This window comes from Burkholderia sp. 22PA0099 (genome assembly GCF_047497165.1).
In the GTDB taxonomy this organism is placed as follows: Bacteria; Pseudomonadota; Gammaproteobacteria; order Burkholderiales; family Burkholderiaceae; genus Burkholderia.
Genome location: NZ_CP163165.1, coordinates 3,833,917 through 3,859,870 on the forward strand (window position 1 = coordinate 3,833,917; position 25,954 = coordinate 3,859,870).

At 69.4% G+C, this 25,954-nt stretch carries 19 protein-coding genes; 11 read left to right on the forward strand and 8 right to left on the reverse strand.

The window, feature by feature from the left end:
* Nucleotides 1–12: 12 nt before the first annotated feature.
* Nucleotides 13–1,662, forward strand: a complete 1,650-nt coding sequence (recN, locus tag AB4851_RS32375; RefSeq protein WP_414450304.1) for a DNA repair protein RecN — start codon at nucleotides 13–15, stop codon at nucleotides 1,660–1,662.
* Between the two features lie 202 nt (nucleotides 1,663–1,864).
* Here recN and glnE read toward each other — a convergent pair whose 3' ends face one another.
* The gene (glnE, locus tag AB4851_RS32380) at nucleotides 1,865–4,696 is read right to left on the reverse strand and encodes a bifunctional [glutamate--ammonia ligase]-adenylyl-L-tyrosine phosphorylase/[glutamate--ammonia-ligase] adenylyltransferase (protein ID WP_414450305.1); all 2,832 of its coding nucleotides are present in this window, start codon (nucleotides 4,694–4,696) and stop codon (nucleotides 1,865–1,867) included.
* 226 nt (nucleotides 4,697–4,922) lie between these two features.
* Between glnE and AB4851_RS32385 the strand changes: the two genes are divergently transcribed.
* From AB4851_RS32385 to tldD, 3 genes are read left to right on the forward strand one after another with little or no spacing between them, the layout of a single operon-like run.
* A complete protein-coding gene (locus AB4851_RS32385; protein ID WP_414450306.1) occupies nucleotides 4,923–9,209 on the forward strand; it encodes a YhdP family protein in 4,287 nt (1,428 codons plus the stop codon).
* Between the two features lie 55 nt (nucleotides 9,210–9,264).
* Nucleotides 9,265–10,092, forward strand: a complete 828-nt coding sequence (locus AB4851_RS32390) for a carbon-nitrogen hydrolase family protein (protein WP_414450307.1) — start codon at nucleotides 9,265–9,267, stop codon at nucleotides 10,090–10,092.
* Between the two features lie 58 nt (nucleotides 10,093–10,150).
* Nucleotides 10,151–11,617: a metalloprotease TldD gene (gene tldD, locus AB4851_RS32395; RefSeq protein WP_414450308.1), complete on the forward strand. Its 1,467-nt coding sequence runs from the start codon at nucleotides 10,151–10,153 to the stop codon at nucleotides 11,615–11,617.
* A 60-nt stretch (nucleotides 11,618–11,677) separates the two neighbouring features.
* On the opposite strand, the gene AB4851_RS32400 is transcribed toward tldD, so the two are convergent.
* On the reverse strand, nucleotides 11,678–11,965 hold the full coding sequence (locus tag AB4851_RS32400; protein WP_414450309.1) for a hypothetical protein: 288 nt from the start codon (nucleotides 11,963–11,965) through the stop codon (nucleotides 11,678–11,680).
* A gap of 69 nt (nucleotides 11,966–12,034) precedes the next feature.
* Between AB4851_RS32400 and aroG the strand changes: the two genes are divergently transcribed.
* On the forward strand, nucleotides 12,035–13,108 hold the full coding sequence (gene aroG, locus AB4851_RS32405; protein ID WP_414450310.1) for a 3-deoxy-7-phosphoheptulonate synthase AroG: 1,074 nt from the start codon (nucleotides 12,035–12,037) through the stop codon (nucleotides 13,106–13,108).
* 146 nt (nucleotides 13,109–13,254) lie between these two features.
* Here aroG and hmpA read toward each other — a convergent pair whose 3' ends face one another.
* Nucleotides 13,255–14,475, reverse strand: a complete 1,221-nt coding sequence (gene hmpA / locus AB4851_RS32410; protein WP_414450311.1) for an NO-inducible flavohemoprotein — start codon at nucleotides 14,473–14,475, stop codon at nucleotides 13,255–13,257.
* A gap of 121 nt (nucleotides 14,476–14,596) precedes the next feature.
* A complete protein-coding gene (locus AB4851_RS32415; RefSeq protein ID WP_414450312.1) occupies nucleotides 14,597–15,148 on the reverse strand; it encodes a cob(I)yrinic acid a,c-diamide adenosyltransferase in 552 nt (183 codons plus the stop codon).
* Between the two features lie 244 nt (nucleotides 15,149–15,392).
* On the opposite strand from AB4851_RS32415, the gene AB4851_RS32420 reads away from it, so the two are divergent.
* The 6 genes from AB4851_RS32420 (at nucleotide 15,393) to proC (ending at nucleotide 22,626) form a co-directional block, all read left to right on the forward strand.
* The gene (locus AB4851_RS32420) at nucleotides 15,393–16,808 is read left to right on the forward strand and encodes an FAD-binding oxidoreductase (RefSeq protein WP_414450313.1); all 1,416 of its coding nucleotides are present in this window, start codon (nucleotides 15,393–15,395) and stop codon (nucleotides 16,806–16,808) included.
* A gap of 97 nt (nucleotides 16,809–16,905) precedes the next feature.
* Complete coding sequence (locus AB4851_RS32425) at nucleotides 16,906–18,435, forward strand: FAD-linked oxidase C-terminal domain-containing protein (RefSeq protein WP_414450314.1); 1,530 nt, start codon at nucleotides 16,906–16,908, stop codon at nucleotides 18,433–18,435.
* A 189-nt stretch (nucleotides 18,436–18,624) separates the two neighbouring features.
* Nucleotides 18,625–19,713, forward strand: a complete 1,089-nt coding sequence (gene glcE, locus AB4851_RS32430; RefSeq protein ID WP_414450315.1) for a glycolate oxidase subunit GlcE — start codon at nucleotides 18,625–18,627, stop codon at nucleotides 19,711–19,713.
* Between the two features lie 7 nt (nucleotides 19,714–19,720).
* A complete protein-coding gene (glcF, locus tag AB4851_RS32435; protein ID WP_414443975.1) occupies nucleotides 19,721–20,947 on the forward strand; it encodes a glycolate oxidase subunit GlcF in 1,227 nt (408 codons plus the stop codon).
* 121 nt (nucleotides 20,948–21,068) lie between these two features.
* The gene (locus tag AB4851_RS32440; RefSeq protein ID WP_414443974.1) at nucleotides 21,069–21,779 is read left to right on the forward strand and encodes a YggS family pyridoxal phosphate-dependent enzyme; all 711 of its coding nucleotides are present in this window, start codon (nucleotides 21,069–21,071) and stop codon (nucleotides 21,777–21,779) included.
* Between the two features lie 31 nt (nucleotides 21,780–21,810).
* Nucleotides 21,811–22,626, forward strand: a complete 816-nt coding sequence (gene proC, locus AB4851_RS32445; RefSeq protein WP_414450316.1) for a pyrroline-5-carboxylate reductase — start codon at nucleotides 21,811–21,813, stop codon at nucleotides 22,624–22,626.
* An 85-nt stretch (nucleotides 22,627–22,711) separates the two neighbouring features.
* Here proC and ubiA read toward each other — a convergent pair whose 3' ends face one another.
* From ubiA to AB4851_RS32465, 4 genes are all read right to left on the reverse strand, one after another.
* Nucleotides 22,712–23,575, reverse strand: a complete 864-nt coding sequence (gene ubiA, locus AB4851_RS32450; protein ID WP_414450317.1) for a 4-hydroxybenzoate octaprenyltransferase — start codon at nucleotides 23,573–23,575, stop codon at nucleotides 22,712–22,714.
* 152 nt (nucleotides 23,576–23,727) lie between these two features.
* Complete coding sequence (locus tag AB4851_RS32455; RefSeq protein WP_414443971.1) at nucleotides 23,728–24,216, reverse strand: Dps family protein; 489 nt, start codon at nucleotides 24,214–24,216, stop codon at nucleotides 23,728–23,730.
* Nucleotides 24,217–24,375: 159 nt separating this feature from the next.
* Nucleotides 24,376–24,537 (reverse strand): hypothetical protein, encoded by a 162-nt coding sequence (locus tag AB4851_RS32460; RefSeq protein ID WP_414450318.1) that lies wholly within the window; start codon nucleotides 24,535–24,537, stop codon nucleotides 24,376–24,378.
* A 371-nt stretch (nucleotides 24,538–24,908) separates the two neighbouring features.
* On the reverse strand, nucleotides 24,909–25,868 hold the full coding sequence (locus tag AB4851_RS32465) for a hydrogen peroxide-inducible genes activator (protein ID WP_414443969.1): 960 nt from the start codon (nucleotides 25,866–25,868) through the stop codon (nucleotides 24,909–24,911).
* Nucleotides 25,869–25,954: the final 86 nt, after the last annotated feature.

Below are 25,954 nucleotides of genomic sequence, written 5' to 3' on the forward strand. Positions count from 1 at the left end.
GCGCCACCCACCATGCTCCGCCATCTCTCGATTCGCGACTTCGTCATCGTCGCCGGGCTCGACCTCGAATTCGACACCGGCTTCAGCGTGTTCTCCGGTGAAACCGGCGCCGGCAAGTCGATCCTGATCGATGCGCTCGCGCTCGCGCTCGGCGAGCGGTCAGACGCCAGCGTCGTGCGCGCCGGCTGCCAGCGCGCCGACATCACCGCCGAATTCACGCCGCACGACCGTGTCGCGCAATGGCTCGACGTGCATGCGTTCGATGCCGACGACGTGGTCATGATGCGCCGCGTCATCGACGCCAACGGCCGGTCGCGCGCGTTCATCAACGGCACCAGCGCCACGCTCTCGCAATTGCGCGAGCTGGGCGAGATGCTGGTCGACGTGCACGGCCAGCACGCGCACCAGTTGCTGATGCGGCCCGACGCCCAGCGCGAGATGTTCGACACGCACGCAGGCCTGACGGCCGACGCGGCCGCCGTGGCGCGCGCCTGGCGCGCCTGGCGCGATGCGCTCCATCAGATCGAGCTCGCGCAAACCCACGAGCGCGAACTGCAGCTCGAACGCGAAAAACTGGCCTGGCAGCTCGCCGAACTCGACAAGCTCGCGCCGCAACCGGGCGAATGGGACGAGGTCAACAGCGAGCACGGCCGCCTCACGCATGCGGCGAACCTCAGCCAAGGCGTGCAGGCTGCGCTGCTGGCGATCTCCGAATCGGATCAATCGATGCTCGGGCATCTGGGCGCGGTGCTCTCGAACGTGCGCCATCTGGCCTCGCTCGACCCGGCGCTCAACGACGTGCTGGCCTCGCTCGATCCGGCCGAAATCCAGTTGCGCGAGGCCTCGTATTCGCTGTCGCACTACGCGCAGCGGCTCGAACTCGATCCGGGCCGGCTCGCGCAGGTCGAGATGCGGCTCGACGCGCTGCATTCGGCCGCGCGCCGCTTCCGGCTGCCGCCCGACACGCTGCACGACGAACACCTGGCGCGCCGCGAGCAGCTTGCCGCGCTCGACGCCGCCGCCGACCTGAGCAACCTGCAGGTCGCGGCCGACCGTGCCCGCGAAGCCTATCTGGACGACGCGCGCACGCTGTCGGCGGCGCGCGCCGATGCGGCCACCGCGCTGGGCAGCGCCGTCACGGCCGCGATGCAGGAGTTGTCGATGGCGGGCGGCAGCTTCGATGTCGCGCTGGTGCCGCTCGCCGAAGGCGGCGCGCACGGCCTGGAACAGATCGAGTTCCGCGTGGCCGGCCATCCGGGCGTGCCGCTGCGCCCGCTGACCAAGGTCGCCTCGGGCGGCGAGCTGGCGCGCATCAGCCTCGCGCTCGCGGTGATCGCCAGCGCGGCCAGCCTCACGCCCACGCTGATCTTCGACGAAGTGGATACCGGCATCGGCGGCGGCGTGGCCGAGGTGGTCGGGCGGCTGCTGCATCAGTTGGGCCGCGACCGTCAGGTGCTGTGCGTGACGCACCTGCCGCAAGTGGCCGCGCGCGGCGATCATCACTTCCAGGTCGCCAAGGGCCGGGACCACGCGGGCGGCACCGTCTCGACGGTCACGCCGCTCGACCGCGCGAGCCGCGTCGAGGAAGTCGCGCGCATGCTCGGCGGCATCGAGATCACCGCCACCACGCGCAAGCACGCCAAGGAAATGCTGGCCGCCTGAGGCCGAGGCGCCGCGCACCGGCGCCATGCCAGCCTGCTCGATCTCGCAGGCCGGCCACCGCGAGCCGATCTCAGTGAGCCGCCAGTGCGTGCCACGGTCGATCGCGGCCGGATCGCCCGCACGGAACGCGTGCTTAGAGAAACAGATGCGGATGGATGACACGTCGCCATTTGAGCGCCGCGCCCGCCCCGTCTGGTTTCCTTCAGCCCTCGGCGTCCCCCGCAGCGGCCGGCGTCACCCCGCCGAACACCCGCTCCCACAAGGCCTGCACGGCCGCGCGCTCGGCCGCCACGGCCTCGCCCGGCACGCGCGCCTTCTCCATGCCATCGAGCCGCAATTGATGCTGCCGCTTGCGATAGACCCGGTAGGCGGCGCCCACCGTCTCGGCCTCGGTGTCGTCCATCAGGCCGAAACGCGCCACCTCGCGCAGCAGCGCGATATTGCCGGTATTGCGGATCAGGGCCGGATCGCTCGCCGCATGCAGCAGCACCCAGTACTGGACGATGAACTCGATGTCGACCATCCCGCCGCGATCGTGCTTGAGGTCGAACAGCTCGCTCGTGTTCGGGTGGCCGGCCGTCACTTTGTCGCGCATGCCGACGATCTCGCGCGCCAGCAGCTCGCCGTCGCGCGGCGTGGTCAGCACCTGCTCGCGGATCGCCTCGAACGCCGCGCCGATCTCGGGATCGCCCGCGCTGAAGCGCGCGCGCGTGAGCGCCTGGTGCTCCCAGACCCAGGCGGTGTTCGCGCCGTCGCCCTCGCGCAACTGATAGCGGCGGAACGCATCGAGATCGGTGACGAGCAGCCCCGCCTCGCCGTTCGGCCGCAGCCGCAGGTCCAGATCGAACAGCGCGCCGGCGCCGGTGGCGGTGGTCAGCCAGGTGATCAGCCGGCGCGTGTAGGTGGTGTAGATGTCGGCGGCGCGGTCGTCGGGGTCGTCGTAGAGGAAGATCACGTCGAGGTCCGACGCGTAGCCCAGCTCCTTGCCGCCGAGCTTGCCGTAGGCGATCACGGCGAAGCGCGGTGCGTCGCGGTGACGCTTGGCCAGTTGCGACCAGACCACGCCGAGCGTCACGTCGAGCACGGCGTCGGCCAGCTCCGAGAGCCGATCGCTGACATGCTCGACCGACAGCTTGCCGGCCAGATCGATCAGCAGAATCCGAAATACCTCGGCGTGCTGCGCGTGGCGCAGCAGGTCCATCTGCTGTTCCATGCCGTCGGCGGCGGCGAGCCGCGCGCGCAACGTGTCCTTGAACAGCGTCACGTCGAACGGGCTGGCGATCGCCTCGTCGTCGAGCAGTTCGTCGAGCAGTTGCGGATGGCGGATCAGGTAGCCGCCGCCCCAGCGCGTCGCGCCGAGCACCGACAGCACGCGCTCCAGCGCGGCCGGGTATTCGGTCAGCAGCGCCAGATAGGCGCCGCGCCGGCCGACCGTCTCCAGCAGATCGAAGAAACGGATCACGGTGTCGCCGCGATGCGCGGCATCGATGCCGGGGGCCGCGTCGAGCGCGCGCTTGGCGACGCGATCGAAACGCTGCCGGCTGCTTTCGGGCAGCCCGGCGTAGCGCGACGAGCGCCACACACCGCGCAGCCGCGCCAGCACGGCCGCCGGGTCGGCGAAGCCGAGGCCGGACAGGCGAGCGAGCAGCGCGTCGTCCTCGCCGTCGTCGGCCAGCGCCTCGCTCCAGATCCAGGCCGACGCACCGTCGTCGCCATGGCCGTTGCCGCCCGGCTCGTCGGCCAGCCGGTTCGAGAAGATCTGGTCGAACTGCGCCTCGACGAAACCGCGATGGCGATCGAGTTCGACCAGCAGCGCGGCGTAATCGGCATAGCCGAGCGAGGCCGCCAGCGCCGCGCGATCGGCGGGGTCCACCGGCATCGCGTGGGTCTGCGCATCGTTGCGGTATTGCAGGCGGTGCTCGATCACGCGCAGGAACCGGTAGGCCTCGGCGAAGCGCTCGGCCACGTCGGCCGCCACCAGCCCGCGCGTGACCGCGTGCGCCAGCACCGCGAGCGTCGGCCGAATCCGGAAATCGGCATCCTGGCCGCCGCGGATCAACTGGAACACCTGCGCACTGAATTCGATCTCGCGGATGCCGCCACGGCCGAGCTTGATGTCGTCGGCCTTGTCGGGGCGCATCGAAGCGCGCCGCTGCGCTTCCTGGCGGATCTGGCTGTGCAGCGAGCGGATCGCGCCGATCACGCCGAAATCGAGGTAGCGCCGGTAGACGAACGGCTTGACGATCGCATCGAGCTGTTTCGCCAGGCGCTGCGCCGGCTCGCTGTCGGGCTCCGACACGAGCCGCCCCTTGATCCACGCATAGCGCTCCCACTCGCGGCCCTGCACGTAGAAGTATTCCTCCAGCATGCCGAGGCTGCAGACCAGCGGGCCGGAATCGCCGTTCGGGCGCAAGCGCATGTCGACGCGAAACACGTAGCCGTCGGCGGTGGCGTCGGACATCACGCCGATCAGGCGCCGGCCGAGCCGCGTGAAATATTCCTGGGTGGCCAGCGCGGCGCGCGTGCCGCCGGCCGTCTCGCCGTCGTCTTCGTAGACGAAGATCAGGTCGATGTCGGACGACACGTTCAGCTCGCGCCCGCCGAGCTTGCCCATGCCGACCACGCCGAGCGTCAGGCGCTCGCCCGACGGCCCGCGCGGCTCGCCGTAGAGCGCTTCCAGTTCGGTCGACAGCACGGCCAGCGAGCGTTGCAGCGTGGCTTCGGCCAGGTCGGTCATCGCGCCGGTGACTTCGGCGACGTCGGCCAGCCCGGCCAGATCGCGCTCGGCCACCGCGCCGAACACCTCGATGCGCAACTGCCGCAAGGCGCGGCGCAGCGGCTCCTCGCCGATCGGGTGACCCGGCCCGCCCGCGGCGGCGTCGAGCAGCTCGGTGAGCCGCGCCTCGATCGCGGCGCGGCCGACCGGTGCGGCGGCCCAGGCGGCGATACGCGCGGCGAGTTCGGAGCGCGCGACGGCAGCGCGTGCGAGGTAGCGGGAATAGGCAGTGCTGATCAGGGCGGAGGCGTCGGTCATGGCGGCGGCGCGGCAGGAAGGCAGTCGGAGCGCCGACGCAATGCGCGCGGCGCCAGGAGGCAAGCAGGAGACTGGCCGGATAAGCCGGCGCGCGGCGGCCATCGCCCGCGCTTCGATTTTCCGGCGACAAAGGCGCGCAAGCCGGCCATACGGCCGCTCCGGCGCACCCCTGTGTTACATTCCAGCGTCAGTCCGCAACGCTATCACATCGCCGCCCCTCAGCCGCATGCCCGACCGCCAGGAATCCGCAGCCAGTCAAGAAGCCGGACCTCCCGAGCACGATCATCCGGTGCTGCGTCGCGTGCTCCGCGTCGCCATCGTGAGCGGCGCCACCCTCTATTTCGTCGCCGCCACCGGCTACCTCGGCCTGCGCTACGTGCTGCTGCCGCAGGTCGACACGCTGCGGCCCCGCATCGAAACCTTCGTTTCCGACAAGCTCCATACCGAAGTCCGGATCGGCAAGCTCGCGCCGCATTGGTCGGGCATGCAGCCCGGCGTCGACATCACGGCGCTGACGATTCGCGGCAAGGACGGCAAGACGGCGCTGAACGTGCCGCACGCCACCGCCGCAATCTCGTGGCGCTCGCTGATCCAGTTCTCGCCGGCCCTGTCGAGCCTCGTGGTGGACGCCCCCGACCTGCTGATCGCACGCGCGCGCGACGGCACGCTGTCGGTGGCGGGCGTGACCGTGCCGACCGTGCACACCGGCGGCAACGACACGTTCAGCACCTGGCTGCTGCGCCAACAGGCGATCGTGCTGCGCGGCGGCACGCTGCGCTGGCTCGACGCCCAGCGTGACGCGCCCGAGCTGACGCTGACCGGCATCCGCCTCGCGGTGCTCAACGACGGCCTGGTGCACCGGCTCGCGCTGCAGGCACCGGCCAACGGCACGCTGTTCGCCGGCCCGCTCGATTTCCGCGCGCGCTTCACCCACAAGCCGCTGGCCGCGATCGGCCGGCCCGCCAACTGGACGGGCGACGCCTACGTATCCACCGGCGCGGTCGACCTGCCGACGCTCGCGCGCTACCTGCCGGTGCCGCTGCGCGCCTACGCGGGCCGCATCGACAACACGATCTGGATCGGTTTCCGCAACGGCCGGCTGTTCGACGCGCACGGCAGCCTGAACGGCGCCGATCTGGCGCTGCGCGTGCGGCCGACGCAGCCGCGCCTCGATATCCCGGTCGCGAAGTTCGGCTGGGATCTCGCGCTCGATCCGGGCCACGACTACACGCTGAGCCTCTCGAACCTGCACGCCGAGCTGGGCCAGCCGCCGCTCGACGACGGCACGCCGCTGTCGCGCTCGCTGGCGTTCTCGACGCTGACCGCGCGCTATCGCGTGCCCGACGCGCAGCACGGCCAGTTGATCCGGGTGGCCGGCGACCGCGTCGATCTCGGCATCCTCGCCGAATTCATCCGCGGCTTGCCGCTGCCCGCGCGGTTCCGCAACGAACTGGTGCGCGTCGACCCGCGCGGGCTGGTCGCCAATTACGTGATGGAAGCCGAGCGCGCCGCACCGAGCCGCGCCGAGCTGGCCGGCGACGACACCGCGCATGCCGCGCCGATCGTGCATTACCACGCGACGGGCGATCTGCAGGGCATCAGCTTCGAGGCGCAGGAGCCCGGGCCGGGCCTGTCGCCGCGCGGCCACCCGCGCGCCGGGATACCGGGCTTCGAGAACCTCTGGGGACATATCGATGCGAGCGAGCGCGGCGGACAGGCACAGATCGATACGGTCAATGCCGCCGTCACGGTGCCGGGCGTGTTCGAGGATCCGCGCCTGACGTTCGACCGGATCCGCGCGCAAACCGCCTGGACCATCGCGGCCCAGCCCGCGCCGGGCGAACGGCGGCCGCGCATCGAGGTGCAGGTGCCGTCGCTGTACGTGGCCAACCCGGATGCCGAGATCACCGTGACCGGCAGCTACACGAACCCCGGCCACGGGCGCGGCAACCTCGACCTGAAGGCCGACTTCGGCCGCGCGGCGGTGGCGCGCATCGTCCGCTACCTGCCGACCAGCATGTCGGATCGCCTGCACCTGTACCTCGGCCATGCACTGCAAGCCGGCACGGTGTCGAAGGGCGCGACCATCATCGCCAAGGGGCCGCTCGAAACCTTCCCCTACGAATACACGCCGGATCAGGGCATCTTCCACGTGCACGCGCCGTTCACGGGCGGGCGCTTCGAGCCGACGCCGCAGCCGCCGCGCCGGCTCGCCAACGGCACGCTGAGCGTGTGGCCGGCGCTCGACGGCATCGAAGGCGTGTTCGAGATGCAGCAGAACAAGCTGCGCTTCGACATCCCGCGCGCCCGCTACAAGGGCGTGCAACTGACCAACGTGGTCGGCCGCATCGACGATCTCGGCCATCCGCTCAAATCGCCGCTCGTGATCGAGGGCCGCGCCCACGGCCCGCTGGCCGACCTGATCGACTACGCCGACAACAGCACGCTCGGCGGCCTGTCCGGCCACGTCGGCCAGCGCCTGCGCGCGCAGGGGCCGGCCTCGCTGGCGCTGAAGCTGACCATCCCGCAGCGCCAGAAGCAGCCGCACACGCAGGTCGCCGGCGCGCTCGCGTTCGGCGGCAACACGCTGGAGGCGGACGGCCTGCCGCCGCTGTCGCAACTGCGCGGCACGGTGCGCTTCACGCAGCAGAGCGCCTCGCTCGACCGGCTTTCGGCGCGCCTGCTCGGCGGCGAGGTGCACGCCAACGGCGGCTTCCGTCACGGCGGCAACTACGATGTCGACGTGGACGGCCGGATCGCCGTCGATTCGGCGCGCGGGCTGAACCTGCACGGGCCGGCGGCGGCGCTGCTCGGCCGGGTGGTCGGCGACGCGCCTTACCAGTTGTCGGTGCGCGGCACGAAGGGCGGCCTGCCCGAAGTCAGCGCGTCGTCCGACCTGACCGGCCTCGCGCTCGATTTCCCCGCGCCGTTCACCAAGCCGGCCGGCACGGCCATGCCGTTCAGCTTCACGCTGCGCCCGCTGCCGCCCGACGGCCGCCGCACGCTCGGCCAGGCCGACCTGAAGCTCGGCCCCGTGGCGGCCACCTATCTGCTCGATGCGACGCACGGCGAGCCGCTGCACGCGGTGCGCGGCGCGCTCGGCATGAACCGCATGCCCGACCTGCCGCGCGACGGCGTGACGGCCGTGGTCGACGCCTCCGCGCTCGACGCCGACGCCTGGCTCGCGTTCGCCAAGACGCTGCGCCCGACCGCCGGCACGCGCGCGGTCGCGGCCCCGGCAGCGGCGGCGGTGGCCGACAAAGGCCCGACTGCGCCGTCGGCGCCCACTTCTGCGTCGGCGCCCGCCGCCGCGAACGCACCGCTGCCGGCCGCGCGCGTCGATCTCGCCAGCTTCGCGCCGAAACGCTTCGCGCTGCACTTCGGCACGCTGAAGCTGATCAAGCGCAACTGGGAAAACGTGATCGTCGGCGCCTCGCACGTGGACGACCTCTGGCAGGCCAACGTGGCCTCGAACCAGGTATCGGGCTACCTGTCGTGGGAGCCGCGCGGCGGCCAGAACAGCGCGGGCGTGCTCAATGCGCGGCTCGCCAAGCTGGTGATCCCCGACAGCGCCGATCACGACCTGGTGGGCGGCGCGATGAACATGCCGACCGATCGCGCGATGCCGGCCATCGATCTGGTGGTCGACCAGGTGGTGGCGCGCGGGCACGACATCGGCCGGTTGCAGGTCAACGCGCACAACTTCGACGAAAACGGCATCCCGGTCTGGCAGCTCGACAAGCTCGAACTGGCCAACCCGGCCGCCAAGCTCACCGCCACTGCCAACTGGCGTACCTCGCGGCGCGCCATCGCGCACGGCGCCGACGGGGACGACGCGCCGCGCCGCACCGTGTTCGACTTCAAGCTGGCGATCGACGACGCCGGCGCGCTGCTCGACCGCGTGGGCCTGCCGCGCACGGTCGCGAACGGCCGCGGCACGCTGGAAGGCAAGGTCGGCTGGCGCGGCGGCCCGACCGCCATCGATTACCCGTCGCTCGACGGCCGGCTCGCCATCGATCTCGCTCACGGCCAGATCCTCAAGGTTGATCCGGGCGCGGCCAAGCTGCTCGGCGTGTTGAGCCTGCAGGGGCTGGCGCGCTTCCTGACGCTCGATTTCCGCGACGTGATCGGCAAGGGCCTGCCGTTCGACTCGATCCAGGGCACCAGCCGGATCGACGACGGCATCGCCACCACCGACGATTTCCGCATGGTTACCGCGCCGGCGCGCGTGACCGTCAAGGGCACGGTCGATCTGGCCCACGAAACACAGGACCTGCACGCGCACATCGCGCCGAAGGTGAGCGCCAGCGCGGCGGCGGTGGGCGCGGCCGTGATCAACCCATTGCTCGGCCTCGGCGTGCTGGCCGCCAACCTCGCGCTGTCGCAAACGCTGTCCCACGCGTTCGCGTTCGACTATGCGATCACCGGCTCGTGGGCGCATCCGCGGATTCAGCGAGTGACCGGCGATCGGGGTAAGATGATCCGCACGCCCGACGGCGAACCCCAGCGCTGATGCGCCGCGCCGCCACCGGGCCGCACCCTTTTTACTCCTCGACGAAGCTTCCTCGATGACCGACCGACCCGATCGCGTTTCCCCGTTCACGGTCGCCGCGCTGCAGATGGTCAGCACGCCCGACGTCGTCCGCAACCTCGACGAGGCCGGCCGGCTGATCGCCGAGGCGGCCGCCGACGGCGCGCAACTGGTGCTGCTGCCCGAATACTTCTGCTTCATGGGCCACCGCGATACCGACAAGCTCGCGATCGCCGAGCCCTACCCCGACGGCCCGATCCAGCGCTTCCTGGCCGACGCCGCGAAACGCCACGGCATCTGGGTGATCGGCGGCACGCTGCCGCTGGCCGCGCCGGAACCGTCGCGGGTGCTGAACACCACGCTGGTGTTCGATCCCGAGGGCCGCGAGGCGGCGCGCTACGACAAGATCCACCTGTTCAGCTTCGAGAAGGGCGAGGAATCGTTCGACGAGGCTCGCACGATCCGTCCCGGCGAGGCCGTGCAGACGTTCGACGCGCCGTTCGGCAAGGTGGGCCTGTCGGTCTGCTACGATCTGCGCTTCCCGGAGCTGTACCGCAAGCTCGGCGATTGCGCCCTGATGGTGGTGCCGTCGGCCTTCACGTACACCACCGGCCGCGCGCACTGGGAAACGCTGCTGCGCGCACGGGCAGTCGAGAACCAGTGCTACGTGCTGGCGGCCGCGCAGGGCGGCAAGCACGAGAACGGCCGCCGCACCTGGGGCCACAGCCTGCTGATCGATCCGTGGGGCGAGATCGTCGCCGTGCGCGAGGAAGGCGCCGGCGTCGTGGCCGGCCCGCTCGACGCGGCGCGCATCGCCGAAGTTCGCCAGAGCCTGCCCGCGTGGCGGCATCGCGTGCTCGGCTGAGCGCACCGCCCCCATTACGAGACATCCCCGAGTCACCTGCTAAGAACCCCGATACCGCATGAACATCATCGAACCCGGCATCCGCAATCTCGCCCTCGCCAAGGACATCCTGCTCACGCCGTACGGCCTCGACGAATCGCTGCTCACGCGCACGCTCGCCGACATCTTCACGCATCGCGTCGACTACGCCGACCTGTACTTCCAGGCCACGCGAAGCGAAGCCTGGAGCCTCGAGGAAGGGATCGTCAAATCGGGCAGCTTCAGCATCGACCAGGGGGTGGGCGTGCGCGCCGTGGCCGGCGACCGCACCGCATTCGCCTACTCGGACGACCTCTCGCCCGAGGCGATTCGCCAGGCGGCCTCGGCCACCAAGGCGATCGCCGCGGCAGGCGGCGGCCGGCGCAAGGTGCAGGTCGCCTCGTCGCTGACCGGCGTATCGGGGCGTGATCTGTATCTGCCGTCCGATCCGCTGGCCTCGCTCGACGCCACCGCCAAGGTCAAGCTGCTGGAGCGCGTCGAGCAGATGGCGCGCGGCCGCGACCCGCGCATCACGCAGGTGATGGCGGGCCTGGCCGGCGAATACGACGTGGTGCTGGTGGCGCGCAGCGACGGCGTGCTGGCCGCCGACATCCGCCCGCTGGTGCGCGTGTCGGTCACGGTGATCGCCGAACAGAACGGCCGCCGCGAAATCGGCTCGGGCGGCGGCGGCGGCCGCTTCGATTACGGCTATTTCAGCGACGAAGTCCTGTCGAAATACGTGGACGACGCCGTGCACGCGGCGCTCGTCAACCTCGACGCACGGCCGGCCCCGGCCGGCACCATGACGGTGGTGCTCGGCTCGGGCTGGCCCGGCGTACTGCTGCACGAAGCGATCGGCCACGGCCTGGAAGGCGACTTCAACCGCAAGGGCTCGTCCGCGTTCGCCGGCCAGATCGGCGAGCGCGTCGCCGCCAAGGGCGTGACGGTGGTGGACGACGGCACGCTGCCGAACCGCCGCGGCTCGCTGAACATCGACGACGAAGGCAACCCGACGCAGTGCACCACGCTGATCGAGGACGGCATCCTGAAGGGCTACATCCAGGACACGCTCAACGCGCGCCTGATGAAGATGCCCGTCACCGGCAACGCGCGCCGCGAATCGTACGCGGCGCTGCCGATGCCGCGCATGACCAACACCTACATGCTGAACGGCGACAAGGACCCGCAGGAAATCATCGCGTCGGTCAAGAACGGCCTGTACGCGGTCAATTTCGGCGGCGGCCAGGTCGACATCACCAACGGCAAGTTCGTGTTCTCGGCCTCCGAGGCCTACATGATCGAAAACGGCAAGATCACGTACCCCGTCAAGGGCGCAACGCTGATCGGCAGCGGCCCGGAATCGCTGAAATACGTCAGCATGATCGGCAACGACATGAAGCTCGATTCGGGCGTGGGCGTGTGCGGCAAGGAAGGCCAGAGCGTGCCGGTGGGCGTCGGCCAGCCGACCCTGCGAATCGATTCGATGACGGTGGGCGGCACCGCGTAAGCCGGGCCGGATCGCATGGTGCGATGCGGCAAGCCCGCATCGCCATGCAGAATTTCCTCATTAATTCTTGATTTCGCGCGGATCATCCGCGTTTTTCACCGCCCAGGCTTGCACATCGCGTGCAGCCCGGGTATAAAGTTGCAATCCTCTGCTCGACAACACATCGAACACGCCATGTCCGCCAAGTTTTATTTTTACTTTTTTTGGTATCTCAGACCGTTGGCGGATCGAGAGGAGTGATAGCGCGTAAAGCGCGAACCGAATTCCTGAAAAGACCGCCGGCGAACCCGGCGGTTTTTTTGCCCCGCCGGCGTCGCTCCGGCTCCCGATGAACCACCGGCCGCCCATTCAACCCACGATATCCGCAACGGCCCGACGCAAGCCCGAACCGGCAAAGCGACACTGGAGAACATAGCCATGCCCCCGCACAACACCGACGATGTCCGTATCCGCGAATTGAAAGAACTCACGCCGCCCGCCCATCTGATCCGCGAATTCCCGTGCTCGGAAACCGTGGCCGAGCTGATCTACTCGACGCGCCGTTCGCTGCACCGGATCCTGCACGGCATGGACGACCGGCTCGTGGTGGTGATCGGCCCGTGCTCGATTCACGATACCAAGGCCGCGGTCGAATACGCGAACCAGCTCGTCGACCTGCGCCGCAAGCACAAGGACGACCTGGAAATCGTGATGCGGGTGTACTTCGAGAAGCCGCGCACGACGGTGGGCTGGAAGGGGCTGATCAACGATCCGCAACTCGACAACAGCTTCAAGATCAACGAAGGCTTGCGCACCGCGCGCGAGTTGCTGCTGCAGATCAATACGCTGGGCCTGCCGGCCGGCACCGAATTCCTCGACATGATCAGCCCGCAGTACATCGCCGATCTGGTGTCGTGGGGCGCGATCGGCGCACGCACCACCGAATCGCAGGTGCACCGCGAGCTGGCGTCGGGCCTGTCGTGCCCGGTCGGCTTCAAGAACGGCACCGACGGCAACGTCAAGATCGCCGTGGACGCGATCAAGGCCGCTTCGCAGCCGCACCATTTCCTGTCGGTGACCAAGGGCGGCTACTCGGCGATCGTCTCGACCGCCGGCAACGAGGATTGCCACGTGATCCTGCGCGGCGGCAAGGCGCCCAACTACGACGCGGAAAGCGTGAACGCCGCCTGCGCCGATGTCGGCAAGGCCGGCCTCGCCGCGCGCCTGATGATCGACGCGAGCCACGCGAACAGCTCGAAGAAGCACGAGAACCAGATTCCCGTGTGCGCCGACATCGGCCGCCAACTGGCAGCCGGCGACGACCGCATCGTGGGCGTGATGGTGGAATCGCATCTGGTGGCCGGCCGTCAGGACCTGACGCCGGGCTGCCCGCTGACCTACGGCCAGAGCATCACCGACGCCTGTATCGGCTGGGACGACAGCGTCACGCTGCTCGACGGACTGGCCGAAGCGGTGCGGGCGCGCCGCGTGGCGCGCGGCAGCGGCAACTGAGGCGCGCGGGCTGGGCTGGCAGGGCGTGTCTGAAGCGCCGCCGCCAGGCCGCTGAATTGCCGAACCACTGAAATACACACATCGCCCGGGGGCGTCAACGCTCCCGGGCGATGTTGTTTACCGCGCTCGATGGGTGGTTCGACCGATCAGTCGATCGCGCCCGAACCGAAGATTTCCGCATGCACGCGCTCGCGCGCCACGCCGAGCGCCAGCAGCGCATCGCGCTGCGCGTTCATGAACGCCACCGGGCCGCAGACGTAGTAATCGGCGTCGGGCAGCATCGAGGCGCGCAACACGTCCGGCGTCAGACGCCCTTCGCGATCGTGATCGACGCCCGCGCGATCGCCCGGGCCGACGATTTCGTAGAGCACCTCGCGTTTCGCATCCGGGTAAGCCTTGACCAGCGCATTGAGCCAGTCGCGGAACGCATGCACGCTGCCCGAACGGCAGGCGTGCACGAAGCGGATTGGCCGCGTGCCGCCCGAGGCCGCCAGCGTCGTGGCCATCGACACCATCGGCGTGATGCCGACCCCGCCCGAAATCAGCACGACCGGCTTGCCGGCCTCGCGCGACAGCGTGAAATCGCCGGCCGGCGCCGTCACCTCGACGATCGCGCCCACCTCCACCCCGTCGTGCAGTTGCAACGAGATCTTGCCGGCCGGCACCGCCGGCACGCTGCCTGCGGCATGCCCGGCCTCGCGCTTCACCGAAATCCGCAACCACTTGCCGTTCGGCGCGTCCGACAGGCTGTACTGGCGCGGCTGATCGACGCCGAGATCGCCCACATAGCGCTTGATCGACACGAACTGGCCCGGCTCGAACTTAGGCGCCGAGCCGCCGTCGGTCGGCTCCAGATAGAACGAGGTGATTTCGTCGCTTTCGCGCTCCTTGCGCGCGACGCGGAACGGGCGATAACCGCTCCACGGCGCAGCGTCGTACAGCTTCGCCTCGACGCCGATCAGCAGCTCCGCGAGCTGCGCGTAGGCCGCCTGCCAGGCCGCGACCGTGTCCGCATCGACGGCATCGCCGAGCACCTCGACGACCGACGCCAGCAGATGCTCGCCGACGATCGGATAGTGTTCGGGCCGGATCGCCAGGCTCACGTGCTTCTGCGCGATGCGCGACACGGCGCTGCCGAGCACGGCGAGGTTGTCGATGTTCGCCGCGTACGCGTACACCGCCTTCGCCAGCGCCTCCGGCTGCCCGCCGCCCGCAGTCTGGTGGGTCTGGTTGAACAGGTTCCGCACTTCCGGGCGGTGCTTGAACATCCGCTGGTAGAAGTGCCGCGTGATGGTCGTGCCGTGTGCGGCAAGAACGGGAGCGGTGGCCTTGACCCGGGCCATCTGGTCGGCAGTGAGCGTCGTCATGCGTGTTCTCCATGGGGGTTGTTCTTAAAGATGCACAAACAATACATCTTTAAGAACCGCACGTCGACATAGGCAAATTGACGCATCGCTTCCATCGATAACGACCGAAGCGATCATGCCCTCATTCGGGCCGGCCACGCTCCCACAGCACGTCGCTGCCGCCAGCCGCGCGGTTCAGCACCCGCGCCAGCACGAACAGCAGATCGGAGAGCCGGTTCACGTAGCGGCGCGGCGTGGCCTCGACCGCTTCGGCCGCCCCCAGCGCCACGATCGCGCGCTCGGCGCGCCGGCACACGGTGCGGCAGACATGCGCGAGCGCCGCCGTGCGCGCGCCGCCCGGCAGGATGAACTCCTTGAGCGGCGGCAGTTGCGCGTTGTAGTGCGCGAGCCAGTCGTCGAGTCGGGCCAGATGCGCGTCGGTCATCGCCACATGGCCCGGGATGCACAGCTCGCCGCCCAGGTCGAACAGATCGTGCTGGATCGCCGACAGCGCGCCGCGAATATCTTCCGGCAACGGCTCGGCCAGCAGCACGCCGAGCTGCGAATTGAGTTCGTCGATATCACCGATCGCCGCGATCCGCGCCGCGTCCTTGGCGACGCGGCTGCCGTCGCCCAGGCCCGTGGTGCCGTCGTCGCCGGTGCGGGTTGCAATCTTGCTCAGGCGGTTGCCCATGGTTCGATCCTCGTCGTGTGCGGGCGCGCGGCGCGGCCCGGCCGGTAATGTGACAGCGCGGCGACCGTGCCCTTCCCCGCCACGGAGAAAGGCCGGCGCACGCGCGCGAACGCCGATTATCCCAGCGGCGGCCCCGCTCAAGGCGACGGCCTTTGCGCGTAGAATGATTTCCCCATCGTCGCACCGGCGCACCTCTCGCCGGCCCGCGACTGCACGCCCCCACAAGCCGTTCCAGGAGACACGCGTGAACCATCCCGCCCCGCCGGCGTCGCTGCGCCGTCCGTTCCCCGATGCGCTGCGCGACGCGCTGGCCGCTGCGTTCGGCGAGCGCCTGTCCACCTCTGAAGCCGTGCGCACCCATCACGGCCGCGACGAATCCCCGTTCGACCCCGAGCTGCCCGACGCCGTGGTGTTCGCGCAAAGCGCCGATGAAGTGCGCACCGTGGTCGCGCTGTGCGCGCAACATGGCGTGCCGCTGATTCCGTACGGCGCCGGCTCCTCGCTCGAAGGCCATCTGCTGGCGGTGCGCGGCGGCGTCTCGCTCGATGTCTCGCGCATGAACCGCGTGCTGTCGATCGACGCCGACGACCTGACCGTCACGGTCGAGCCGGGCATCACGCGCAAAGCGCTCAATGAAACGCTGCGCGACACCGGCCTGTTCTTCCCGATCGATCCGGGCGCCGACGCCAGCATCGGCGGCATGGCCGCCACCCGCGCCTCGGGCACCAACGCCGTGCGCTACGGCACGATGCGCGAGAACGTGCTGGGCCTGAACGCCGTGCTGGCCGACGGCCGCCTCATCAAGACCGGCAGCCGCGCGCGCAAATCGTCGGCCGGCTACGACCTGACGCGCCTGCTGGTCGGCTCCGAAGGCACGCTCGGCGTGATCACCGAAATCACGCTGCGCCTGCATCCGCTGCCCGAGGCGGTATCGGCCGCCACCTGCACGTTTCCGTCGATGAGCGACGCCGTGCGCAGCGTGATCGAAACCATCCAGACCGGCGTGCCGATCGCGCGCGTCGAGTTCATCGATGCGCTCGGCATCCGCGCCATCAATCGCCACTCGAACCTGACGCTGGCCGAGGCGCCGACGCTGTTCTTCGAATTCCACGGCACCGAGGCCGGCGTGCGCGAGCAAGCCGAACGCGTGCAGGAGCTGGCCGCGCAGAACGGCGGCCAGGGCTTCGAGTGGGCCACCCGCCCCGAAGACCGCACGCGGCTCTGGTCGGCACGGCACAACGCGTTCTTCGGCATGCTGCAACTGAAGCCCGGCTGCCGCGCCGTGACCACCGACGTGTGCGTGCCGATCTCGCGCCTGGCCGCCTGCGTCGAAGAAACCGAGGTCGACCTGCGCGCCTCCACGCTGCCCTGCCCGATCGTCGGGCACGTGGGCGACGGCAATTTCCACGTCGCGATCCTGATCGATCCCGCCCGTCCCGAGGAATTGCAGGAAGCCGAGCGGATCAACGAGCGAATCGTCGAACGCGCGCTGCGCATGGGCGGCACCTGCACCGGCGAGCACGGCGTGGGCCTGCACAAGATGCGCTTCCTCGCCGCCGAGCACGGCGAGAACGCGATCGACGCGATGCGCGCCATCAAGCTCGCGCTCGATCCGCACAACCTGATGAATCCCGGCAAGATTTTCAGCCTCGACGCATGAGGCGCACGGCGGCGCGCGGGCAACCCGCCGCGCCGCCGGCCCTCGATACCGAGACGACACGAAACGGCCGACCACGGCCGCCGCCCCAGGAGGAGACATGAACGCCAACACCGACGCGCAGGCCGCCGCCGCGAGCGCCGAACCCCCGCCGCTCGGCCCGGCCGCGCGCGCGCAGCGCCAGCGCGAGGTGGTGCAGGCGCTGATGGCCGTGCTGCCGACCCACTGCCTGCTCCATCGCGACGAAGATACCGCCGCCTACGAATGCGACGGCCTGGCCGCCTACCGGCGCCTGCCGCTGGCCGTGGCGCTGCCCGAAACCGAATCGCAGGTGCAGCGGATCGTGCAGATCTGCCGCCGCCTGAACGTGCCGATCGTGCCGCGCGGCGCGGGCACCAGCCTGTCGGGCGGCGCGCTGCCGAACCAGCACGGCATCGTGGTGTCGCTGGCGCGCTTCACGCGCATCGTCGAGGTCGATTCGTACGCACGCACGGCCACCGTGCAGCCCGGCGTGCGCAACCTGGCGATTTCGGAGGCAGCCGCGCCGTACGGCCTCTATTACGCGCCCGATCCGTCGTCGCAGATCGCCTGCACGATCGGCGGCAACGTCGCCGAGAACTCGGGCGGCGTGCACTGCCTCAAATACGGTCTGACCGTGCACAACGTGCTGCGCGTGCGCGCCGTGACGATTGACGGCGACGTGGTGGAATTCGGCTCGCTCGCGCTCGACACGCCGGGCCTCGACCTGCTGGCCATCATGATCGGCAGCGAGGGCATGTTCGCGATCGTCACCGAGATCACCGTCAAGCTGATCCCCAAGCCGCAGGCCGCGCAACTGGTGATGGCCAGCTTCGACGACGTCGTGAAGGGCGGCGAGGCGGTGGCCGCGATCATCGCCGCGGGCATCGTGCCGGCCGGGCTGGAGATGATGGACAAGCCCGCCACGCAAGCCGTCGAAACCTTCACGCAGGCCGGCTACGACCTCGACGCGGCCGCGATCCTGCTCTGCGAATCGGACGGCACGCCCGACGAGGTCGCCGAGGAAATCGCGCGCGTGACGGCCGTGCTGAAGGCCAGCGGCGCGACGCGCATCCAGGTGTCGCGCTCGGAGAGCGAGCGGCTGCGCTTCTGGTCCGGCCGCAAGAACGCGTTCCCGGCCGCCGGCCGCATCTCGCCCGATTACTACTGCATGGACGGCACCGTGCCGCGCCGCGCGATCGGCCCGCTGCTCGCGCGCATCGAGCAGATGGAAACGCGCTACGGGCTGCGCTGCATCAACGTGTTCCATGCGGGCGACGGCAACATGCACCCGCTGATCCTGTTCAACGCCAACGAGCCGGACGAGCTGCACCGCGCCGAGCTGTTCGGCGCCGACATCCTCGAAAGCTGCGTGGAACTGGGCGGCACGGTGACGGGCGAGCACGGCGTCGGCGTCGAAAAGCTCAATTCGATGTGCGTCCAGTTCTCGCCGGAGGAGCGCGACACGTTCTTCGCCGTCAAGCGCGCGTTCGATCCGGCCAACCTGCTGAACCCCGACAAGGGCATCCCGAGCCGCGCGCGCTGCGCCGAATACGGTCGCATGCACGTGCGCGGCGGCCTGCTGCCGCACCCCGATCTGCCGCGCTTCTGAGCCGCCGCGCGCGCGTTCGGGCGCACCGGCGGCGCGCTTGCCGGCAACGCGCCGGCCTCGCCGGGCGGCCTTTCCGAGATACCCGGCGCGGCTGCCGGGCCGCGCGTCTCTAGGGACTTCGCCCGACTGTCGGCGCGCATGGCGTCGGTACAATCGACACAGAACAAACTTGGGAGGAGCCGGCACCGGATGGAACAGGACGACATCGTCGCGCACTGGGCCGAGCGCATTCGCGCGGCGGGCGCCGCAGGCCACGGCCTGCGGATTCGCGGCGGCGGCACCAAGGACTGGTATGGCCACGCGGTCGACGGCGAACTGCTCGACACGCGTGCCTGGCGCGGCATCGTCGCCTACGATCCGGCCGAACTGGTCGTCACGGCGCGCGCCGGCACCCCGCTGCACGAGATCGAGGCCGAACTCGCCGCCCACAACCAGATGCTGCCGTTCGAGCCGCCCCACTTCGGCCCGCAGGCCAGCTTCGGCGGCGCAATCGCGGCCGGGCTGTCGGGGCCGCGCCGCGCCAGCGCCGGCGCGGTGCGCGATTTCGTGCTCGGCGTGACGCTGATGAACGGCCGCGGCAACGTGCTGCGCTTCGGCGGCCAGGTCGTCAAGAACGTGGCCGGCTACGACGTCGCGCGCCTGATGGCCGGCTCGCTCGGCACGCTCGGGCTGATGCTCGAGCTGTCGGTCAAGGTGCTGCCGCGCCCGGTCGCCGAACTGACCGTCAAGTTCGAGATGAGCGCCACCGACGCCGTGCGCAAGCTCAACGAATGGTCGGGCCACCCGTTTCCGCTCAGCGCGAGCGCCTGGCGGTTCGGCACGCTGGTGCTGCGGCTGTCGGGCGCCGAGGCGGCCGTCAAGTCGGCCAAGACCATGCTCGGCGGCGAGGCGGTCGACGCGGTCGAGGCCCAGCGCTTCTGGGAAGGCGTGCGCGAGCAGAACGATCCGTTCTTCAACGCGCTCGCGCCCGGCCAGGCGCTGTGGCGGCTGTCGCTGCCGTCGATAACCGAACCGCTGCACCTGCCCGGCTCGCAGATGATGGAATGGGGCGGCGCGCAGCGCTGGTGGATCACCGACGCCGACGCCACCGCGGTGCGCATGAGCGCCAAGCAGGCCGGCGGCCACGCCACGCTGTTCCGCGCCGCCACCGGCTACGCGCAGGGCGTGCCCGTGTTCACGCCGCTCGCCACGCCGCTGCTGGCGATCCACCGCAGCCTGAAAACCGCCTTCGATCCGGACCGGGTGTTCAACCGCGGCCGGCTCTACCCCGATCTCTGAGCCGCTCATGCAGACGAATCTCGCCGATTTCATTCGCGGCACGCCCGATGGCGACGAAGCCGAATCGATCCTGCGCAAGTGCGTGCATTGCGGCTTCTGCACGGCGACCTGCCCGACCTATCAACTGCTCGGCGACGAACTCGACGGCCCGCGCGGGCGCATCTACCTGATCAAGCAGATGCTGGAAGGCGCGCCCGTCACGCGCAGCACCCAGCAGCATCTCGACCGCTGCCTGACCTGCCGCAGTTGCGAAAGCACCTGCCCGTCGGGCGTGCAATACGGGCGGCTCGTCGAAATCGGCCGCCAGCAACTCGAAACACGCGTGCCGCGCACGCTGTCGCAGCGCCTGATGCGGCGCGCGCTCGCGAGCTTCGTGCCGAACGGCGCGTTGTTCGGGCCGGCCATGCGGCTCGGCCAGCAGATCCGCCCGCTGTTGCCGCGCCAGTTGCGCGACAAGGTGCCGCTGCGCACGCGGCCGCTCGCGTGGCCCACCGCGCGGCATCCGCGCAAGATGTTGATGCTGGCCGGCTGCGTGCAACCCAGCATGATGCCGAACGTCAACATCGCCACGGCGCGCGTGCTCGACGCACTCGGCATCGAAACCGTGGTTGCGCCCGAAGCCGGCTGCTGCGGCGCGATCCGGCTGCACCTGAACTACCGCGACGAGGCGCGGGCCGACGCGCGCCGCAACATCGACGCGTGGTGGCCCGCCATCGAGGCCGGCGCCGAGGCGATCGTCATGAACGCGAGCGGCTGCGGCGCGACCGTGCTCGACTACGCGCACCTGCTGCGCGACGATCCGGCCTATGCCGACAAGGCGCGGCGCGTGGTCGAGCTGACGCACGACATCTCCGAATTGCTGGCCGGCTTCGAGGCGCGGCTCGTCGCGCTCGCGAAACGGCGCGGCATGCAGCCTGTCGCCTATCACCCGCCCTGCACGCTCCAGCACGGCCAGCAATCGCGCGGCAAGGTCGAGCGGCTGCTCGGCGCGCTCGGCGTGGACCTGCGCGTGCCGACCGACAGCCACCTGTGCTGCGGATCGGCCGGCACCTATTCGCTGACCCAACCCTCGCTGTCCTACAAACTGCGCCGCCGCAAGCTCGCCCGGCTCGGCGAGCTCGATGCGCACCTGATCGTGTCGGGCAACGTCGGCTGCATCTCGCATCTGCAAAGCGGCACCAGCACGCCCGTCATGCACTGGATCCAGCTCGTCGAGCAGTTGATCGACGACTGACGCCTGCGCCCGCGGCGCGGTCCGTATAATGAGACCGCGTCGCCTCCGGGCGGCACCGCATCGTTTCCGTTTGCGCTGTTCGTACGCCTTCGTCCGCCTCTTCGTCCGTCTTCCGCCGCGTATGTCCGATCTCGCCGCCAGCCTCGCTTCCGTTCACCGCCGCATCGACGACGCGGCCCGCTCCGCCGGGCGCGCGCCCGGCGACGTGGCGCTGCTCGCAGTGTCCAAGACCTTCCCCGCCGACGCCGTGCGCGACGCGCACGCGGCCGGCCAGCGCGCGTTCGGCGAAAACTACGTGCAGGAGTCGCTCGACAAGATCGCCGCGCTCGCCGCGCTGCGCGACACGCTCGAATGGCATTTCATCGGCCCGCTGCAATCGAACAAGACGCGCCCGGTGGCCGAGCAGTTCGACTGGGTGCATTCGGTCGACCGCCTGAAGATCGCGCAACGGCTGGCCGAGCAGCGGCCCGCGCACCTGCCGCCGCTGAACGTGTGCGTGCAGGTCAACGTCAGCGGCGAGGCCAGCAAGAGCGGCGTCGAGCCGGCCGAGGCGGCCGCGCTCGCGCGCGCGGTGGCGGCGCTGCCGTCGCTGCGGCTGCGCGGGCTGATGGCGATTCCCGAGCCGGCCGGCGATCTCGACGCGCAGCGCGCGCCGCACCGGCGGCTGCGCGAACTGTTCGACACGCTGAACGCGGGCGGGCTGGCGCTCGATACGTTGTCGATGGGCATGTCGGCCGACCTCGAGGCGGCCGTGCTCGAAGGCGCCACGCTGGTGCGCGTCGGCACCGCGATCTTCGGCGCGCGCGACTATTCCACGCCGCGCGCCGCCTGAGCTTCCGAATCTTTCCTCACTCGCACTCATCATGAAAATTGCATTCATCGGCGGCGGCAACATGGCGGCCGCGCTGATCGGCGGGATCGTCAAGCGCGGCACCGCGGCTCCCGGCGACATCTACGTGATCGACCCCAACGACAGCACCCGCCAGCGCCTGCGCGACACCTCGGGCGTGCAGACCGGCGAGGCGATCGACGCCACGCTGGCCGGCTACGACGCGATCGTGCTGGCGGTCAAGCCGCAGGTGCTGAACGATGTCGCGAAGGCGCTCGCGCCGCACGCGGGCCGCGCGCTCGTGATCAGCATCGCGGCCGGCATCCGCGCCACCGATCTGTCGCGCTGGCTCGGCGGCAACACGCGCATCGTGCGCACCATGCCGAACACGCCGGCCCTGGTCGGGATGGGCGTGACGGGCCTGGCGGCGCTGCCCGGCGTCGATGCGGCCGGCCGCGAGCTGGCCTCGGCCGTGCTCGGCGCGGTGGGCGACACCGTGTGGTTCGACGATGAATCGAAGCTCGACGCCGTCACCGCGATCTCGGGCAGCGGCCCGGCCTACGTGTTCTATTTCATCGAGGCGCTGCAGGAAGCCGCGCGCCAACTCGGCATGAACGACGAGCAGGGCCGCGCGCTGGCCGTGGCCACCTTCACCGGCGCCGCGCAACTGGCCGCGCAATCGGGCGAGCCGGCCGGCGTGCTGCGCGAGCGCGTGACCTCGAAGGGCGGCACGACCGCCGCCGCGCTGGCCGCGTTCGACGCCCAGCAACTGAAGGATGCGATCGTGCGCGGCGTGCTGGCCGCCGATGCGCGCGCCAAGGAACTCGGTGACGAACTGGGCCAGGCCTGACGCCCGAAGCCCGAACGGGCGCCATCAACAAAAAAGCGACCTCGACGGTCGCTTTTTTCATGGCGGCTGCGGTGCGCGGCCGGGCTCAGGCGCCGGCCAGCGCGTAATGCAGCGCGATGCCCACGAACAGCGCACCGCCGAGCCAGTTGTTGTGGCGGAACGCAGCGAAGCACTTCATGCGGTCGCGATCCTTGATCAGCGTGTAGTGGTAGACGGCGCAGCCCACTGCCGCCGCCCAGCCGAGCCAGAACACCGGCCCGAAATGCTCGACCATGCCGATCCACACGTAGATCGCGAACATCGCCGCATAGCAGAACATGATCGCGATCACGTCGTACTGACCGAACGTGATCGCGGAGGTGCGCATGCCGATGCGCAGGTCGTCGTCGCGATCGACCATCGCGTAGGCCGTGTCGTAGGCCACCGACCAGAACACATTGGCGATCAGCATGACCCAGGCGATCGGGGGCACCGTGTCCTGCACGGCCGCGAACGCCATCGGAATGCCGAAGCCGAACGCGATGCCGAGATAGGCCTGCGGAATCGCGAAGAAGCGCTTCATGAACGGATAGCTGCCGGCCACGAACACGGCCACCACCGACAGCCCCTTGGTCAGGCCGTTGAGCGGCAGGATCAGCAGGAACGCCAGCAGCGCGAGCACCACGGCGATCGCGATCGCCTCCCATGCCTGGATCTTGCCCGAGGTCAGCGGCCGGTCGACGGTGCGCTTCACGTGGCGGTCGAAATCGCGGTCGGCGTAATCGTTGACCGCGCAGCCTGCCGAGCGCATCAGCAAGGTGCCGACGATGAAGATCGCGAGCAGCGAGAGCGTGGGACGACCGCCCGAGGCGATCCACAACGCGTTCAGCGTGGGCCACAGCAGCAGCAGGCTGCCGATCGGCTTGTCCATCCGGACGAGGCGCAGATAGAGGGGGAAACGGGCAAACATGTCGGAATTCCGCCGCGAAAACGATGGCGGCATTGTAACGCGCGACGGCGGCCGGCCCGCGCGAGCGACCCTCCGTGGCTTGCCGCGCGCGGACGAAAAAAAACCTCCCGCCGATGCGGGAGGCCTCGTGCCGCGCGAACCACCGCGCCGGCTTATTGCAGCAGCGAGCGCAGCATCCAGGCGGTCTTTTCGTGGATCTGCATGCGTTGCGTCAGCAGGTCGGCGGTCGGCTCGTCGCGGGCCGAATCGGCATCGGGGAAGATCTCGCGCGCGGTGCGCGTGACGGCTTCGTGCCCTTCCACGAGCTGGCGGATCATCTCTTCCGCAGCCGGCACGCCCGAGGCTTCCGGCACCACCGTCAGCTTCGCGAAATCGCCGTAGGTGCCCGGCGCCACCACGCCCAGCGTGCGGATCCGTTCGGCCACGGCATCCACCGCGAGCCAGAGTTCGTTGTACTGCTCCTCGAACATCAGGTGCAGCGTGTTGAACATCGGCCCGGTCACGTTCCAGTGGAAATAATGGGTCTTCAGGTACAGCGAAAACGTATCGGCCAGCAGCCGCGACAGGCCGTCCGCAATCTTCTTGCGGTCCTTGTCGCCGATGCCGATGTTGATCTGCGTTGCGTTGCCTTTTTTGGCCATGTTGCTGACTCCTTGTCGATGAGTTGAACCGGCTTGAAACGCCTCGGGATCACCCGCTTGTCCTGCCTGAAACGAGCGCCCCCGAGCGCGGCTCAGTGTAGCGTAGATCGCTGCACGGGGACGGATGGCGCGGCAGGCCTCGGGCGCTCCGCACCGCGCTCAGGCGCCGTTCAGATGAGCCATCGCCTGTGCCGCGAGCGTCAGCACGCCGGCGAACGTGATGGCGAAACCGAAGGTCTGGCGAAAGGCCGAGGTGGCCGCGCGGTTGACGACGGCGGTAACGGCGACGGCAGGCGCGGAAACGGGACGGGCGATCTGCATGATGAGTTCTCCTTCGAATCGGAAATCGGGTTGGGCTCAGGCGCCGAGCAGGCGGCCGGCGAAATACGCAACGGCCAGCGGGCGAAGCTGCCGGAACAGCACACGCGCGCGATGGGCCGTGCGTTCGGCGTCGATCTGTTGCGAGATTCGGTTCATGGCGGCTCCGGGGTTCGGCAAGCGGAATGCGAAAGACCGGTGATCCGGTCCGGGCCGGCCCATACGGCGAATCGATCGCCGTTGCGCCAGCCCATGCATGCCATCCTACGGAACGCTATCGAATCAGTAAATTCAATAGAATTTATATAAATGATAGGCAAAACAAAACCGGGGCAAGCCGCACCCCGGTCAGTTCACGCCACCCGCCCTGCCGCTCAGTTCAGCGTGGCGGGCATGTCGAGCTTGGCCACGCCCGGCAGGGAACAGGCGGTGATCGCCTCGCTGATCGCGTCGATGGCCGGCATCCGCGTGAAGCTCTTGCGCCACACCAGCACCACGCGGCGATCGGGCACCGGCTCGTCGAACGGCACGTAGGACAGCAGATCCGAATCGGAGTTGTTGGCCAGCGGCCCCACTTCGCCCACCGACATGCGCGGCAGCACCGTGATGCCCACCCCGCTCGCGACCATGTGGCGGATGGTTTCCAGCGACGAGCCTTCGAAGGTCTTCTGGATGCCGTCGGCGGTTTGCGAGAAGTGCATCAGCTCGGGGCACACGCCGAGCACGTGATCGCGGAAGCAATGGCCGTTGCCGAGCAGCAGCATGGTTTCCTGCTTGAGGTCGGCGGCGTCGATCTTGCGGCGCTTCGACCACGGATGGCTCGACGGCAGCGCGACCACGAACGGCTCGTCGTACAGCGGACGCACCATCAGGCCCGTTTCGGGGAACGGCAGCGCCATGATGGCCGCGTCGATCTCGCCCTGCTTGAGCAATTCGAGCAGCTTCAGCGTGTAGTTCTCCTGCAGCATCAGCGGCATCTGCGGCACACGGTGGATCATCTGCTTGACCAGCGTGGGCAGCAGGTACGGCCCGATCGTGTAGATCACGCCAAGCCGGAACGGACCGACCAGCGGGTCCTTGCCCTGCTTGGCGATTTCCTTGATGGCAAAGGTCTGTTCGAGCACGCGCTGCGCTTGCGTGACGATCTGGTCGCCGATCGGCGTCACGCTCACTTCGCTCGCGCCGCGCTCGAAAATCTGCACGTTCAGCTCGTCTTCGAGCTTCTTGATCGCAACCGACAGCGTCGGCTGGCTCACGAAGCACGCTTCGGCCGCACGGCCGAAATGCCGCTCGCGGGCGACGGCGACGATGTACTTCAGTTCAGTAAGCGTCATTTAGGTCAATCACGGGGATGCAAACGATAGTTTTAATTTATACACCGGATAGCGCGGTTTCGCCAGCGTTCTTCGCGGCAATAGCT